At 64.9% G+C, this 14,680-nt stretch carries 16 protein-coding genes; 12 read left to right on the top strand and 4 right to left on the bottom strand.

The features are described from left to right. Nucleotides 1-164 precede the first annotated feature (164 nt). The 6 genes from rpsF (at nucleotide 165) to CXR03_RS05340 (ending at nucleotide 4,666) form a co-directional block, all read left to right on the top strand. Nucleotides 165-518 (top strand): 30S ribosomal protein S6, encoded by a 354-nt coding sequence (gene rpsF / locus CXR03_RS05365; protein ID WP_104053442.1) that lies wholly within the window; start codon nucleotides 165-167, stop codon nucleotides 516-518. 33 nt (nucleotides 519-551) lie between these two features. Next, on the top strand, nucleotides 552-1,121 hold the full coding sequence (locus CXR03_RS05360) for a single-stranded DNA-binding protein (RefSeq protein ID WP_104053441.1): 570 nt from the start codon (nucleotides 552-554) through the stop codon (nucleotides 1,119-1,121). Between the two features lie 147 nt (nucleotides 1,122-1,268). Next, on the top strand, nucleotides 1,269-1,508 hold the full coding sequence (gene rpsR, locus CXR03_RS05355) for a 30S ribosomal protein S18 (protein WP_003800144.1): 240 nt from the start codon (nucleotides 1,269-1,271) through the stop codon (nucleotides 1,506-1,508). Between the two features lie 18 nt (nucleotides 1,509-1,526). Continuing rightward, nucleotides 1,527-1,976 carry a 50S ribosomal protein L9 gene (gene rplI, locus CXR03_RS05350; RefSeq protein WP_104053440.1) on the top strand — a complete coding sequence of 150 codons (450 nt, stop codon included), beginning with the start codon at nucleotides 1,527-1,529 and terminating at the stop codon, nucleotides 1,974-1,976. A 585-nt stretch (nucleotides 1,977-2,561) separates the two neighbouring features. Next, the gene (dnaB, locus tag CXR03_RS05345) at nucleotides 2,562-3,944 is read left to right on the top strand and encodes a replicative DNA helicase (RefSeq protein ID WP_104053439.1); all 1,383 of its coding nucleotides are present in this window, start codon (nucleotides 2,562-2,564) and stop codon (nucleotides 3,942-3,944) included. Between the two features lie 86 nt (nucleotides 3,945-4,030). Continuing rightward, nucleotides 4,031-4,666, top strand: coding sequence for a hypothetical protein (locus CXR03_RS05340; RefSeq protein ID WP_104102426.1), 636 nt, complete (start codon nucleotides 4,031-4,033; stop codon nucleotides 4,664-4,666). A 46-nt stretch (nucleotides 4,667-4,712) separates the two neighbouring features. Here the strand turns inward: CXR03_RS05340 and CXR03_RS05335 are convergent, their stop codons facing one another. Continuing rightward, a complete protein-coding gene (locus tag CXR03_RS05335; protein ID WP_104102424.1) occupies nucleotides 4,713-6,698 on the bottom strand; it encodes an APC family permease in 1,986 nt (661 codons plus the stop codon). Between the two features lie 378 nt (nucleotides 6,699-7,076). Between CXR03_RS05335 and CXR03_RS05330 the strand changes: the two genes are divergently transcribed. After that, a complete protein-coding gene (locus CXR03_RS05330) occupies nucleotides 7,077-7,796 on the top strand; it encodes a transglycosylase family protein (protein ID WP_104102423.1) in 720 nt (239 codons plus the stop codon). Between the two features lie 130 nt (nucleotides 7,797-7,926). On the opposite strand, the gene CXR03_RS05325 is transcribed toward CXR03_RS05330, so the two are convergent. Beyond that, nucleotides 7,927-8,220, bottom strand: a complete 294-nt coding sequence (locus CXR03_RS05325; RefSeq protein WP_104053435.1) for a MoaD/ThiS family protein — start codon at nucleotides 8,218-8,220, stop codon at nucleotides 7,927-7,929. Further along, nucleotides 8,217-9,323 carry a sialidase family protein gene (locus tag CXR03_RS05320; RefSeq protein WP_104102421.1) on the bottom strand — a complete coding sequence of 369 codons (1,107 nt, stop codon included), beginning with the start codon at nucleotides 9,321-9,323 and terminating at the stop codon, nucleotides 8,217-8,219. The genes CXR03_RS05325 and CXR03_RS05320 overlap by 4 nt, the downstream gene beginning before the upstream one ends. Before the next feature lie 84 nt (nucleotides 9,324-9,407). Between CXR03_RS05320 and CXR03_RS05315 the strand changes: the two genes are divergently transcribed. The 5 genes from CXR03_RS05315 (at nucleotide 9,408) to CXR03_RS05295 (ending at nucleotide 14,178) form a co-directional block, all read left to right on the top strand. Further along, the gene (locus CXR03_RS05315; protein ID WP_258073497.1) at nucleotides 9,408-10,322 is read left to right on the top strand and encodes a DUF4031 domain-containing protein; all 915 of its coding nucleotides are present in this window, start codon (nucleotides 9,408-9,410) and stop codon (nucleotides 10,320-10,322) included. A 41-nt stretch (nucleotides 10,323-10,363) separates the two neighbouring features. Beyond that, nucleotides 10,364-11,665 (top strand): MFS transporter, encoded by a 1,302-nt coding sequence (locus CXR03_RS05310; protein WP_258073496.1) that lies wholly within the window; start codon nucleotides 10,364-10,366, stop codon nucleotides 11,663-11,665. A gap of 9 nt (nucleotides 11,666-11,674) precedes the next feature. After that, nucleotides 11,675-13,033, top strand: coding sequence for an MATE family efflux transporter (locus CXR03_RS05305; protein WP_104102418.1), 1,359 nt, complete (start codon nucleotides 11,675-11,677; stop codon nucleotides 13,031-13,033). A 57-nt stretch (nucleotides 13,034-13,090) separates the two neighbouring features. Further along, complete coding sequence (locus tag CXR03_RS05300) at nucleotides 13,091-13,684, top strand: hypothetical protein (RefSeq protein ID WP_104102416.1); 594 nt, start codon at nucleotides 13,091-13,093, stop codon at nucleotides 13,682-13,684. A gap of 65 nt (nucleotides 13,685-13,749) precedes the next feature. After that, entirely contained in the window at nucleotides 13,750-14,178 is a 429-nt protein-coding gene (locus CXR03_RS05295) for a hypothetical protein (protein WP_181034495.1), read from the top strand. A gap of 14 nt (nucleotides 14,179-14,192) precedes the next feature. On the opposite strand, the gene CXR03_RS05290 is transcribed toward CXR03_RS05295, so the two are convergent. After that, entirely contained in the window at nucleotides 14,193-14,603 is a 411-nt protein-coding gene (locus CXR03_RS05290) for a hypothetical protein (RefSeq protein ID WP_104102414.1), read from the bottom strand. Nucleotides 14,604-14,680: the final 77 nt, after the last annotated feature.

Below are 14,680 nucleotides of genomic sequence, written 5' to 3'. Positions count from 1 at the left end.
GAAACACCTGCCGCCGTCCGGTAGACTAGCTAAGTCTGTGCTGTCGGCCTTGCCGACGCTTTTCCTGCCACCTGGTCACCCAGGCACGGCGGGACGACAACGCAAAAGAACCTCCTGTTACGGAAATGCCGTGACCGTATAGCCCAAAGGAGGTGGGTTCACAAATGCGTGCTTATGAACTGATGGTTATCATCGACCCCGAGGTAGAAGAGCGTACAGTCGAGCCTTCGCTCGACAAGTTCCTCAATGTTGTCCGCAACGATGGTGGAACCATCGACAAGGTCGACATCTGGGGCCGTCGCCGCCTCGCCTACGAAATCCAGAAGAAGACTGAAGGCATCTACGCTGTGGTTAACTTCACCGCGACGCCTGCAGCTGCTGCTGAACTGGATCGCCAGCTGAGCCTGAACGAGACCATCATGCGCACCAAGATCATCCGCCCGGAAGAGCAGAAGATCTCGAAGAAGGATGCCAAGAAGGCCGCTAAGGCTGAAGCTGCAAAGGTTTCCGCAGAGTAATTTCTGCAAACCAAACCGATATCAGGAGGCAACATGGCAGGCGAGACAACTATTACCGTCGTCGGCAACCTAACGAATGATCCGGAACTCCGGTTCACGCCGTCAGGTTCGGCAGTGGCCAACTTCACCATTGCCTCGACTCCGCGGACCTTCGACCGCACGTCAAATGACTGGAAGGACGGCGAAACGCTGTTCCTCCGTGCATCTGTCTGGCGCGAAGCTGCTGAGAACGTGGCCGAATCCCTGACAAAGGGGACGCGTGTTGTTTGCCAGGGCCGCCTGAAGTCGCGTTCGTATGAAACCAAAGAAGGCGAAAAGCGCACCGTAATGGAGCTTGAGGTCGACGAGATTGGCCCCTCGCTTCGGTACGCTTCCGCGAAGGTTACCCGCACCCAGCGCTCCGGCGGCGGTGGCGGCGGCTTTGGCGGCAACAGCGGAAACTCCGGAAACAGCGGCTTCGGCGGCAATTCCAACCCCGCGTGGGGCGGCGGACAGCAGCAGCCACAGGCTGCGCCGGCTGACGATCCCTGGGGTGCTCCCGCAGGCGGCGGAAACGCCGGCGGCTGGGGCAACGGACCGGACTCCAACGATCCTCCCTTCTAAATCTCAACCGAAGAGCGGCACGTTTCCCCCTGGTAAGCGTGCAGCCCTTCACCCCTGCGCCTTCGGGCGCAACCTCAGACGGCATTCGCCGTCGAGCCCATCCCGTGGAATGATCCACGGGCTCCACTAGACATAAGGAGCTCCACGATGGCTAAGGCTGAACTTCGCAAGCCCAAACCAAAGTCCAATCCCTTGAAGGCCGCTGACATCACTGTCATCGACTACAAGGACGTAGCATTGCTGCGCAAGTTCATTTCCGACCGCGGAAAGATCCGCGCCCGTCGCGTAACTGGCGTAACCGTGCAGGAACAGCGCAAAATTGCACAGGCAATCAAGAATGCCCGTGAAGTTGCTCTCCTGCCGTACTCCGGCGCTGGCCGCGGCTAAGGAAAGGAACCTAAACACATGGCAAAGCTCATTCTGACCCACGAAGTAACCGGTCTCGGCGCTGCCGGCGACGTCATCGAGGTAAAGGACGGTTACGCACGTAACTTCCTGCTGCCCCGTGGCTTCGCTCTGACCTGGACCAAGGGTGGCGAGAAGCAGGTTGAGTCCATCAAGGCTGCCCGCGCTGCCCGCGAGCACGCTTCCCTGGAAGATGCTCAGAAGCAGGCTGCTGCACTCTCCGCCAAGCCGGTCACCCTGACCGTCAAGGCCGGCGAGTCCGGACGCCTCTTCGGCACGGTCAAGCCCGCCGACGTTGCTGCTGCTGTTGAGGCTGCCGGTCTCGGCACCATCGACAAGCGCAAGGTTGAACTGCCGACTCACATCAAGTCGGTTGGCTCCTTCCAGGCCAACGTTCGTCTGCACGACGACGTTGCTGCTGTCATCGACCTCAACGTCGTAGCCAGCTAGTAATACGGCCATCAACACGCCCTGAGGGCGTGTAGAGCGTCAGCGCCCTCCGCGTAAGCGGGGGGCGCTTTTGCATGCCCGGAAGCCGCAGCGGACGTTGTGCGCCCTGGGCTCCGATACCGTGGCGTGTCTGTGGATATCGGCTGTGGAAAATTGCCTGCCCGCCGGGGATAACTTCACCCCTTAGGCCTGTTTTTATCATCTGTCAACCTGAAACCAGGTGATGAATGTTGGAAAATATACCTGCTATGCACAGGTGTGGACAGACGTTTTCCCACGTCAGAGCCATGTTTCGGGAGAAATCAATACTTTATCCACACCCTTATGCCCAACCTGTGCACAAGATACGCCGGGTTATGAACACCTTGTCCACATGGGCTGTGGATAACTCGTTTGGGAGCAGGGGATTTCAGGGCTACGGTTGCGGGTGAATCCCTCCTATTCGACTCCTTGCCCGTTTTCGGGACGGTGCCGTTGAAACGGCGGCCGCCGCACATGAAAGTGTCACCGCGGCGGGATAGACCTGAAACAACTGCCTACCGGCAGGGATCGCACCACAGCAGTACCTTGGGAAAGGGTTACACAGTGTCGCTCACGCATACTGACTCACCGGCATCGAGTTCGGGCTCCGACTTCGCGCGGACACCGCCGCAGGATTTGGTGGCCGAGCAGTCCGTTCTGGGCGGCATGATGCTTTCCAAGGACGCCATCGCCGATGTTGTTGAGGTTCTGCGCGGCATCGACTTTTACCGTCCCGCCCATGAGTCCATCTTTGAAGCCATCATCGACCTCTACGGCCGCGGGGAGCCCGCGGACGCCGTCACCGTGTCGGATGAACTCACCAAGCGCGGTGAGATTGGCCGCATAGGCGGACCGGCTTACCTGCACACCCTGATCCAGTCGGTTCCCACCGCAGCCAACGCCGGTTTCTACGCGGAGATTGTGCGTGAACGTGCCGTTCTCCGCCGGCTCGTGGACGCCGGCACCAAGATCGTCCAACTGGGCTACTCCAGTGACGGCATGGAAGTGGATGACATCGTCAACGCTGCCCAGGCTGAGGTGTACGCCGTGGCTGAGCGCCGCACCGCGGAGGACTACGTACCCCTCAAGGACATCATCGAAGGCACGGTGGACGAGATTGAATCCGCCGGCCACCGCGGTGAAGGCATGACCGGTGTGCCCACCGGCTTCTACGAACTCGACGAGCTGACCCAGGGGCTGCATCCCGGCCAGATGATCGTTATTGCCGCCCGTCCGGCTGTCGGTAAATCCACCTTCGCCCTGGATTTTGCCCGTTCCGCGGCTATCAAGAACAACATGACCACCGTCTTCTTCTCGCTGGAAATGGGCCGCAACGAGATTGCCATGCGCCTGCTTTCGGCGGAGGCAACCATCGGGCTGCAGGACCTGCGCAAGGGAACCATCAAGGACGAGCAGTGGGGCAAGATCGCCACCACCATGGGCCGGATGAATGACGCCCCGCTGTTCATCGATGACAGCCCGAACATGTCCCTGATGGAAATCCGGGCCAAGTGCCGCCGCCTGAAGCAGCGCCATGACCTCAAGCTGGTGGTGCTGGATTACCTGCAGCTGATGTCCTCTGGCAAAAAGGTGGAGTCCCGGCAGCAGGAAGTTTCGGAGTTCTCCCGTGCACTGAAACTGCTGGCCAAGGAGTTGGAAGTGCCGGTGATTGCGCTCTCCCAGCTGAACCGAGGCTCTGAGCAGCGCACCGACAAGAAACCCATGGTGTCCGACCTCCGTGAATCCGGCTCCATTGAGCAGGACGCCGACATGGTCATCCTGCTGCACCGCGAGGATATCTATGACAAGGAATCCCCGCGCGCCGGCGAGGCAGACGTCATTGTTGCCAAGCACCGTAACGGGCCCACCAAAACCATCGTGGTGGGCTTCCAGGGCCATTACTCCCGCTTCTCCAACATGGCGGTGGAGGGCGGCTCAGGCTTCTAGCCGCCGCCCGACTAGAATTGGTGCTGCCGGTCGGCGCCGTGTCCGCTCACGGTGCCATCCCCGACCAGCCGTATCCAAGGAGTTCCGTGCCCAAGTCCAAGCCCCGCAAGAAGGCCGTCGCCAAGAAGAAGCAGGCCCGCCGCGCCGAGCATGAAACCAACCGGATTTTCGGCAACACCGAATCCTTTACCAGTGACGAGGGTGAGGCTCTGCTGACGTCCCGCGGCTGGATCAGCGAGCGGAACCAGCCCGGCGGCGCGCTTGACGGCGACGCCTGGTACTGGATGCCGTCGCAGCTGCCCGCCTACCTGGAGGAGGGCGAGCCCGTGCCGACGTCCGTCTTCCCGCTGGAAACCGGATTCGTGAGCCAGCTGGCGACACCGGACGGGTCCGTTCCGCCCGAGGCCCAGACCGAATACGGGTCCCTGGAAGAACTCGTTGCCGACCTGGACCGGCTGGAGGCCTACCGCGTTCCGGAGGGAACATGGACGGTCCTGGGCGGCGGCCCCGGACCGGAGGAAACTCCCGATGACCTTATCGACACCATTGCCGAAGACTGGGAGCTGATCGCTGAGCTGATCCACTTCCCGTACACGGCGGAATCCAGGCCGCGGTCCTTCGAGAACGTGGTGCAGGCACACGCAGAGAGCCGGCTCACGGACTACGCCTACCAGTCGGTCCTGGCAGGCAGGGGATTGTCCGCCCCCGGCGCTGACAGCTGACGGCCGGAGGAACCGGGGAGGCTGCGGGCGCCCGGTTTCGGAGGCGTTACAGCCCGGAACCCGGTGTGGGCGTAGCGTCCCGATCCCGGCTGGACGCCAGCTGCCAGGGAACGCTGGCCACCATGATGCCCGGTTCAAAGTGCAGGCGGGTCTTCATACGCAGCGCGGTCTGGTTGTGGACCAGCTGCTCCCACCAGCGCCCTACGACGTACTCGGGGATGTAGACCACAAAGAGCTCACGGGGAGAATTCCGCCGGGCCTCGCGAAGATATGTGAGTACGGGGGACACGGTCTCGCGGTATGGGGACGACAGCACGGTCAGCGGCACCGGGATCTGCATCCGGTCCCACTGCTCCATCACCCGCTTGGTGTCTTCGGGGTCGATGTCCACAATGATGGCGTTCAGGCTGGAAGGGCGCGACGCGCGAGCGTAGGCCAGCGCCCGCAGGGCGGGTTTGTGGACCTTGGACACCAGGATCACGGCATTGACCCGCGACGGCAGGGCGAGGCCCTGCACCTCGTCATCCACGGCCAGTTCCCGGGCTACTGAGTCATAGTGGGACCGGATGAGGAACATCAGCAGGTACAGCATGCCCATGGCCAGCAGGGCAATCCAGGCGCCGTGGGTGAACTTCGTGACCAGGACAATAACCAGAACCAGAGCAGTCATGCCGAACCCGACGGCATTAATGATCCGGGAGCGCTTCATGCCGCGCCGCGCGTCCCGGCTTCGTTCCGTACGCAGGCGGGCCGTCCAGTGCCGGATCATGCCGAGCTGGCTGGCCGTGAATGAGACGAACACTCCGACAATGTAGAGCTGGATCAGCCGGGTGACATCGGCGTCAAAAAGCAGGATCAGAACCAGTGCACCCAATCCCAGGGCAACGATGCCGTTGCTGAAGGCGAGCCGGTCTCCGCGGGTGCGCATCTGACGCGGCAGGAAGCCGTCCTTGGCAAGGATGGAGGCCAGCACGGGGAATCCGTTGAAGGCGGTGTTCGAGGCAAAGACCAGGATCAGACCGGTGGCGGCAATCACGATGTAGAAGGCGATGCTGCCGTCACCGAATACGGTTTCCGCGAGCTGGCTGATGACCGGATGCTGCACATACTCCGGTCCGACGGGGGTGCCGTTGCTGGTCAGCTGGGTGGCCGGATCCTGGACTACGCGGACGTTGGTGGCGTTGGCCAGCGCCAGGATGCCCGCCATCATGGCCGCTGATATTCCGCCCAGAAGCAGCAGCGTGCTGGCTGCGTTGATGCTCTTGGGCTTGCGGAAGGTGGGAACCCCGTTGCTGATGGCTTCCACTCCGGTCAAGGCCGCAGCCCCCGAGGAGAAGGCCCGCAGCAGCAGGAACGCTCCGGCCAGTCCCACCAGGCCGCTGTCCAGTCCCGATTCGGGTACCAGATCAAAACCGGCCGACGGCGCCTGGGCCAGATTTCCGGTGGCTGCCTGGAACGCGCCAACGGCGCACATGCCCAGCACCGAGGCCATGAAAACATAGGTGGGCACCGCGAACACCGCCCCCGCCTCGCGGATGCCGCGCAGGTTGACCAGGACCAGGACAGCGACGCCGACGGCGGCAATGGGCGCCTGCAGTCCGTTCAGGGCCGGCACCGCCGTTATCAAATAGTGGGAGGCGGAAGACATCGAGACGGCGACCGTCAGCACATAATCCACCAGCAGTGCCGAAGCAACCGTCAATCCGGCAGGTTTGCCCAGGTTGGTGCTGGCAATCTCATAGTCTCCACCGCCGGAGGGATAGGCATGGACATTCTGCCGGTAAGACGCCACTACCGTTAGCAGGACGATGATCACAGCAAGACCGACCCACGGTGAGAGCGTTACCGCAGTGACACCTGCGAGGGCCAGGGTAAGCAGAATTTCGTCCGGAGCGTAGGCAGCGGATGAGAGCGCATCGGAGGCGTAGACCGGCAGCGCAATGCGCTTGGGCAGAAGGGTGTGCGCCAGCCGTTCGTTGCCGTAGGGGCGCCCGACCAGAATGCGTTTGAGCGCATTGAAGAATGTCAGCACGAGGTCAAACCCTAGACCTGCCGCTGGTGTGCTGTCTAGAATCCGCTGTCGGGCCGGCCAGAGGCGGGGTGAACACCCACCGCCGCGACGCGTCCCGGGTCACCAGCTTGTGTGACCGTTATCATTTTGTTATATATCGATTCTTGCCCTATGGTGGTTAACGGTTCGAAAAACGAACCCCGCCGGGCATCCAAGTCCCGGCATCAGGCGGGCGCCGTTCCAGGTGCCGCCGCAAGCGCTCGGTGCCTCGAGCCATCTCACGTCGCCACATCGTCAGGCACCGTACCATGACCTCTATTCGTCAAAGGGGTTGGCGACGGCGTAAGGAAGCCCTGGGAAGGGTGGAACGCAGGTGGACCCTAGGAGCAGCCAATACCAATGACCAAGTCTAAGATCAGCCGAATCGTGCGCCGGGGACTCGCAGTAGCCGCCATCTCGGGTGCAGGAGTAGCACTGACCGCAGCACCGTCCCAGGCTGCCGACGCAAGTACATGGGATGCACTGGCACAGTGTGAGAGCGGCGGAAACTGGGGCATCAACACGGGCAACGGATTCTCCGGCGGCCTTCAGTTCCTGCCGAGCACCTGGGCAGCCTACGGCGGCACGGGTGACCCTGCCTCCGCCAGCCGCGAACAGCAGATCGCTGTGGCCGAGCGCGTTCTTGCCGGCCAGGGCTGGGGCGCCTGGCCCGCCTGCTCCGCCAAGCTTGGCCTGTCCGGCGGTGCCACCGGTTCTGTGAGCACCCAGAGCCAGACCACCGTTCCGGAGCAGACCCAGCAGTACACCGCTCCGCAGGCCACGCAGGAATACGTGGCGGAGGCTCCGGTTCAGCCTGAAGTCCAGGTTGCCCCCGAGGCTGTCGTACCGCAGACTCCGGTGCTGCCGGAAGCCCAGGTCCAGGAGCTCGCACCGGTGCAGGCCCCTGCTCCTGCGGTGAGCGGTGAGACCTACACCATCCAGGCCGGCGACACGCTTTCCACCATCGCCGAGAAGCTGGGTATTGAAGGTGGATGGCAGGCGCTGTACAACGCCAACGCCGACTCGATCATCCACCATGACCTGATCTTCACCGGCCAGGTCCTGCAGCTGCCGGCCTAATGAAGGTCTAAGCCGGATTCCCGGCGTCGCTAGGGAACCGGGAAATCACAGTGTGAAGGCGCTCCGCCATCGGCGGGGCGCCTTCACACGTTATATACAGGGATGATGCATCAGGGATGATCTCCGCCGTTCAGCCACCGGCCACGGACGCCAGGATCAAAACCTCGCAGCCCGGAGGCACCTGGCTGTCCAGGCCGTTGAGGGCGCGCAGTTCTTCGCCGTCGAGATACACGTTCACGTAGCGGCGAAGCTTCCCTGCCTCATCCCGGATCCGGCGTTCCAGCCGCGGATAGTCGGCGGCCAGCCCGTCCAGCAGGGCGGCTGCGGTCAGTTCCGGGCCCGCGGGGCGGACGAGTTCGCGCTGCCCTCCGGCATCGGCTGAGAGTGCGGCAGGAAGAACCACGCGGACCGGCGGCGCTGTCATCCCAAGGAACCCGCCGGCACAATGCCGGCCCGAACACAGAGCACGTCCGGAAGATTGCCGGCAATGAGAGAGAAGCTGTCCCCTTCGTCGGCGCTGCCGAACACCTGCCCGCCGCGGGTGCCGAAGTACACTCCGGCAGGATTGGCGCTGTCCACAGCGGCGGCATCACGCAGCACCGCGTTGAAATCGGTCTCGGGAAGACCGTCGTCGAGCCGCGTCCAGGAATCCCCGCAGTCCGTGCTGCGGTACACCGCCAGATGTCCCTCAGGGGCAATGCGCTCGCCGTCGGCCTTCAACGGGATGGTCCAGATGGTGCCGGGCCTGGTGGGATGCGCCAACATGACAAAACCGAAATCCGCCGGCAGCCCGTCCGCAATGGATTGCCACGAATCGCCCGAGTTGTCAGTGCGGTACACGCCGTGGTGGTTCTGGGCGTACAGCCGGTCAGGATTACCTGCATCACGAGCCACTTTATGCACGCACTGGCCGTACTCCGGATTAGGGTCGGGAAGAAAATAGGCGCTGATGCCGGTGTTGCGCGGTATCCAGGACGCTCCGCCGTCGTCGGTCCGGTAGACGCCCGCGACGCTGATCGCCACGTGGACGGTGTCATCGTCCGGGCTGGGCAGAACGGTGTGCGCGGCTGCTCCGCCGAACCCGGCCCCCCACCCGCTGCGGTGCGGGTGGTCCCAGAAGGGCTGGTTCATCTCGAAGTGCTCTCCGCCGTCGGTGGATTTCCACACGGAAATGGGTTCGGCACCTGCCCAGACCACGCCGGGGCGCCCGGCACTGTCCGGCTGCAGCTGCCAGACCCGCGTGAGCCCTTCTCCGGTGTCCGGCGGGAACCGGACCGCGCCGTCCTCCGGCTCACTCCAGGTCTGCCCAAGGTCATCGGAGTGGACCACGCACGGGCCCCAGTGCCAGTCCATGATGCCCGCGAGGATCCGCGGAACCGGACCCCGGGTATCCAGGGCCACGGAAGCAACCTCTTCCATCAAAAAGTGCGGCCCGGTCAGCTTCCAATCACGCCTGTCGGTACTGGTCGCCAGCCACAAACCCTTGCGTGTTCCGATGGCCAGGACGGCAGTGTCCCCTTCATTCATGCAGGTATTGGACCACGGACCCGCGGCACGGACAAGGGCATGCCGAAAGGTTCGCGTGGAAATCCGGGCGGGGGTCCGGTAGGTATGGGATATGGCTTTCCTGTCTCCGTCCCGGCCCGCAGCGCGATGATCTACATTGATCCGCCGCGGTGGCCCGCCCATGGCACGGTGTTTTCGCATCTGGTTTCGGACACGTCGCTGTCCGAGCTCCACGCCTTCGCCGCAGCCGCCGGGATCAGCACCCGTGCCTTCGACCTGGACCACTATGACGTACCGCGGCACCGCTACCGGGATCTGGTGGCCAGCGGGGCGGTGGAGGTCGACGGCGGCATGCTGGTGCGCGTGCTCATCCGCAGCGGCCTGCGGATCAAGGCGCGGGAGCGCAATTCCTCACTCGTGCATCCGCTTCTGGCCCGCTGGGAGGTGCTGGTTCCGGGTGCGCGCGAGGTTGGCATGGAACTGCTCAACCGCTGGGGCGAACCGCACCGCCGCTACCACGACCGGCGGCACCTGCTCGCGGTGCTGGAAGCAGCGGAACAGCTCTCCGGGGAGCCGCCGCGGACGGTGCTGCTGGCCGCCTGGTTCCACGACGCCGTGTACCGCGGCACCGCCGACGACGAGGAGGACTCAGCTTCCCTCGCCGGAAGCCTGCTCGCTGAAGCCGGAAGCCCGGGGCGGGAAATCCGTGAGGTCCAGCGACTGGTCCGGCTGACGGCCGGCCACCGCCCGGAACCCGGGGATGTGTCGGGTGCGCTGCTCTGCGACGCAGATCTGTCGGTCCTGGGCCGAAGCCCGGAAGCCTACCGCCGGTATCTGGCTGATGTTCGGCTGGAGTATCCGCATCTGAATGATGCAGCCTTCGAAGCGGGCCGCCGCCGCGTGGTGGCCGACCTGCTGAACCTCGATCCGATCTTTTCCGCACCCGTTGCCCGCGCCCGCTGGGAAGAGCAGGCGCGCAGCAACCTCAGGTCCGAAGGGGAACTACCGCAGCCTGCCTGACCGCGGTGCAGGCTGGGAGGGGGAGGGCCTACAGTTTGATGGTGCGCAAGGGGACAGAAACAGGAGCAGGGAGCAGCAGGGACCAGCCGTGGGCCGGGCACGCCAAAGGCAGCCGGGGTTACCGGGGTGTGCTGATTGGTCTGGCCGCTGCCGGCATGGCCACCTTCGCGCAGCTGTACTCGGTGCAGGGGATCCTGCCCGGAATGGCCCGGGATCTGGACATCACCGCATCGTCCGCCGCGCTTACGGTCTCGGCTGCAACATTGGGCCTGGCTGCAGCAGTCATTCCGTGGTCAGCTGCAGCGGACAGGTTTGGCCGGTTGCCCGTGATGCGGCTGGCGATCATCGCGGCGGTGGTGCTGGGGCTGGTGGTGCCGTTCAGCCCCGATCTGCCCGTGCTTCTGGTGCTGCGGTTCGCCGAAGGTGCGGCCATGGGCGGGATTCCCGCTGTTGCCCTGGCTTACCTTAACGAGGAAGTATCACGCGTCCACGCCGCCGTCGCGGCCGGAAGCTACGTTTCCGGCACCACCATCGGCGGGCTGGCCGGGCGCCTGGTTGCCGCTCCGGTGGCCGATGCGGCGGACTGGCGCGTCGGCGTCGGCGTCGTCAGCCTCCTGGCCGCCGGCGCCGGTATCGTGTTCATGCTCACCGCACCGAAACAGCAGGGATTTGCTCCGCTTCGCCGGTCCGATCCGGGTCCGGGACTGGGCGGGCGCCTGCTGGCCAATCTGCGCAACCCGCGGCAGCTGACCCTGTATCTGCAGGGGTTCCTCCTGATGGGCGGCTTTGTGGCGGTCTACAACTATCTGGGCTTCCGGCTCGGCGCCGCGCCGTTTTCACTGCCGCAGAGCGTGGCCAGTTTCCTGTTCCTGGCCTACCTTGCCGGTACCTGGTCCTCGCGGTCCGCCGGAGTTCTCGCCGGCCGGCTTTCCAGCCGCGGCGGCCGCAAAACGGTGCTGCTGGGTTCCATTGCCGTCATGGCCGCCGGGCTGGCCTTCACGCTCACTGCGTGGCTGCCCGCAGTGATTGCCGGGCTGGTGGTGTTCACGGGCGGATTCTTCGCTGCCCACTCCATTGCCTCCGGCTGGGCGCCGTTCCTCGCCACTGCGGGCCGGGCCCAATCCTCGTCGCTGTACAACCTCTTTTACTACGCCGGATCGAGCCTGCTGGGCTGGGTCGGCGGCATCTTCTTTCAGACCTGGGGCTGGGCCGGACTCAGTGGATTTGTGGGCGCCCTGATGGCTCTCGCAGCCGGAACCGCTGCCGTGGTGCTCACGCCGGAGTCAGGCACGGGTTCCACTGCTGATTCAGCCGGCTCGGCCGGGTCACCCGGAGGACCGTAAACTTTGAGGGTGGGCACTCCAGCACAAACCTCCGGCTCCTCCCTGGGCCGGCGCATCCTTGCCTTGGCCGTACCCGCACTCGGTGCGCTGATCGCCGAGCCGCTGTTCCTGATTGCGGATTCCGCCATCGTGGGCCACCTGGGTGTCAATGAGCTGGCCGGCGTGGGCCTGGCATCCACCGTGCTGCAGACCGCCGTCGGCCTCATGGTTTTCCTGGCCTACTCCACCACCGGCACCGTGGCCCGGCACCTGGGCGGCAACCGCCACCGCGAGGCCGTGGCCGCCGGCCGGGACGGCATCGGGCTGGCCCTCATCCTGGGGGTGCTGCTCTCCGCCGCCGGCATCTTGGCTGCGCCCGCCCTCGCCACCGCGTTGGGGGCCACCGGGGAAGTGCACGCCTTCGCCGTGGATTACCTGCAGTATTCGATGCCCGGCCTGACCGCCATGCTCGTGGTGCTGGCGGCCACCGGTGTCCTGCGCGGGCTGCAGGACACCCGCACTCCGCTGGCGGTAGCCGCCGTCGGCTGCGGCGTGAACGTGGGGCTGAACTATCTGCTGGTGTACGGCTTTAACCTTTCGGTGGCCGGATCCGCTTTGGGCACCAGTATCACCCAGTGGGGGATGGCCGGTGTTTACCTGATCATGGTGGGCCGGATGGCGCGCCGGGCCGGGGTGCCGCTGCGTCCCGCAGCCGCCGGCATCCGGGCCACCGCGCATGTTGGTTCCTGGCTGATGCTGCGCACGCTGAGCCTGCGGCTGGCCGTGCTGGCCACCGTGCTCGTGGCCACCGCCCAGGGACCGCAGTCACTGGCCGCCCACCAGCTGGTCATGACCATGTTCACCTTCCTCGCCTTTGCCCTGGACGCCCTGGCCATTGCCGCACAGGCGCTCATCGGCAGGGAGCTCGGCGCCGGAAACCGGACACTGGCCCGGGAACTCACCCGCCGGATGATCCGCTGGGGGGTGGGCTTCGGCGTCATCACCGGAGCGCTGCTGGCTGCCGCCGCTCCCTTTGCCGGCTGGATCTTCACGCCCGACGCCGGGGTGCAGTCCGCACTTACCGCGGGATTGTGGGTGCTGGCCGCGTCCCAACCAATCTGCGGGCTGGTTTTTGTGCTCGACGGCGTACTCATCGGCGCCGGAGACGCACGGTACCTGGCGGTCACGGGTGTGTTGAATCTTGTGGCCTACCTGCCGCTGCTGTGGTGGGTCCACGCGTCGGGGCTGGAGGGCCCGGGCGGGATTGCCTGGCTGTGGGCGGCCTTTGCCCTCGGCTACATGAGTGCACGTGCCGTGACCCTGACCTGGCGGGTGCGCCAGGATGCGTGGATGGTCACCGGGGCGGCACCGGGCGCCGTAAGCGACTAAGCTTGTGGATGGCCAACCGGCCATACGATGCGCAGACATGAAAGCGGAGGCTCGGCAGTGGGCGATTCCAACCACGGCACCCCGTGGGTACCAATCCTCCTACGGTCCGCAACGGCGGCTGCCTTTGCCATCCTTACGGTCTTTTGGCAGTCACCCGGAGTGGGCGTACTCTCCGTTGCCGGCGGCCTGTACCTGCTGTTGACCGGATTCGCCGTGTCGCGGATGGCCGTGCTGGCCGGGGCTCAGGGAGAACCGCGGATCCGCGGCCTGCAGCGGCTGGAGGCCGCGGCGTACCTGGCGGCGGGTCTGGCAGTCCTTGCACTGCGGTCGGTGGAAGCTTTTCTGGTTGCCGGCGGACTTGCCCTGGTGGTGGGCGGCGCGGTGGAACTCTACCTCTGGAACACCTCCCGCAAGACCTTCCTACCCGCACGCGACTGGCTGATCACCGGCGGAGTCAGCCTGGGAACGGCCGTCATCCTGGTTGGCGTGCAGCTCCTGGATCTCGGCGCCCATGCAATGCTGGGCGTCACCGGCGGTTCAGCGATCATCATCGCCGTTATGCTGGCCACTTCGGGACTTGGAGCCCGGTGGGATGCCCGGTCGCAGGGCGGCCAGTCCCGCCCGTCGTCGGCCGCCCAACAAAAGCCGTAAACTAGACAACTCCGGTTCTACCTACTGTAGAACTGAGAACATTCAACGCAGCAGGAGGAACAACAGTGGCGAACAGCTCATCCGGAAGGCCGCAGAAGCGGAACTCCGTGAAGGCCCCGCTCATTTTCTCTGCCGTGCTGGCTGTGATTGCGGGTGTTGCCACCATGATCTTTGCCACCGGCGGCGCCGAGAAGGAACTGCGGGTGGATCTGGGTCTCACGGCTGCCGGCATCGCGTTCATCGCCTCACTCCTGATCTGTTCGCTGCTCCTCATGACGGAAAAGCCGAACCCGGACCACCTCAGCGAAGGATCCGGCGTACACCGCAGCTCCGCCAAGATTCCCGGTGGGGCCGGTTCCATCGGCGCCCCCGGCTCAGCCACCGGGCCAAAGGCCGGGGAGGGCACCGCCCGGGAGAGCAGCAAAAGCACGCAGCCGGAAGCCGGCGGCGAATCCCGCCCGTCCGTGTCCCGCCCCGCTGACCCCACCGCCTAGTCAGTCGCCGCCCCTTAGCGGCGCCGCTTACGCTTCTTTCCTCCGGGGTCTTTAACCGGGGGAGCGGGACTTGCAGGTGCCCGCAGGTTCTCGGGACCATCAAGCATCCGGCCGAGTCCGGCGAGTTGGTCCCGGTCCTCGCGATCCGTCACCCCTGACCCGGGCTGTGCGGCGGCGGATACAACAGTGCCGCGCCGGCCCCGTATGACAAGCAGGCCTCCAAGCGCGACGGCGGCAAGGCCGGAGGCCAGGGCCAGCATCAGCATGGCGTAAAACCAGAACAGGGCGATGCTCGCGGGCGCCGTTAACGGCGGCGTCAAAAGGCCGGTGAGGCAGATGAGCCAGTACGCGGCGCAGCTGCCGATGATGATCCAGGCGGTCCGGGATGGAAGGGACAAGAACAGGTTCTGCAGCTTCTGATCCATGAACAGGTCCTAGGAAGAGGCCGTGGTGCCGTCTGCTCGACGCCCTCAAGTCTAGGCAGGCCCAACCGGACCGGACC

Source organism: Arthrobacter sp. 08Y14 (assembly GCF_002929455.1).
In the GTDB taxonomy this organism is placed as follows: Bacteria; Actinomycetota; Actinomycetes; order Actinomycetales; family Micrococcaceae; genus Arthrobacter_B; species Arthrobacter_B sunyaminii.
Note: the sequence above shows the minus strand (reverse complement) of the source record. Positions and strands in the feature narration are given on the sequence as shown.

Coding starts and splice junctions, on each gene's coding strand:
- rpsF (WP_104053442.1), top strand. CDS start 165: ATGCGTGCTTATGAACTGATGGTTATCATCGACCCCGAGGTAGAAGAG.
- CXR03_RS05360 (WP_104053441.1), top strand. CDS start 552: ATGGCAGGCGAGACAACTATTACCGTCGTCGGCAACCTAACGAATGAT.
- rpsR (WP_003800144.1), top strand. CDS start 1,269: ATGGCTAAGGCTGAACTTCGCAAGCCCAAACCAAAGTCCAATCCCTTG.
- rplI (WP_104053440.1), top strand. CDS start 1,527: ATGGCAAAGCTCATTCTGACCCACGAAGTAACCGGTCTCGGCGCTGCC.
- CXR03_RS05330 (WP_104102423.1), top strand. CDS start 7,077: ATGACCAAGTCTAAGATCAGCCGAATCGTGCGCCGGGGACTCGCAGTA.
- CXR03_RS05325 (WP_104053435.1), bottom strand. CDS start 8,220: ATGACAGCGCCGCCGGTCCGCGTGGTTCTTCCTGCCGCACTCTCAGCC.
- CXR03_RS05320 (WP_104102421.1), bottom strand. CDS start 9,323: ATGAATGAAGGGGACACTGCCGTCCTGGCCATCGGAACACGCAAGGGT.
- CXR03_RS05315 (WP_258073497.1), top strand. CDS start 9,408: ATGGGATATGGCTTTCCTGTCTCCGTCCCGGCCCGCAGCGCGATGATC.
- CXR03_RS05290 (WP_104102414.1), bottom strand. CDS start 14,603: ATGGATCAGAAGCTGCAGAACCTGTTCTTGTCCCTTCCATCCCGGACC.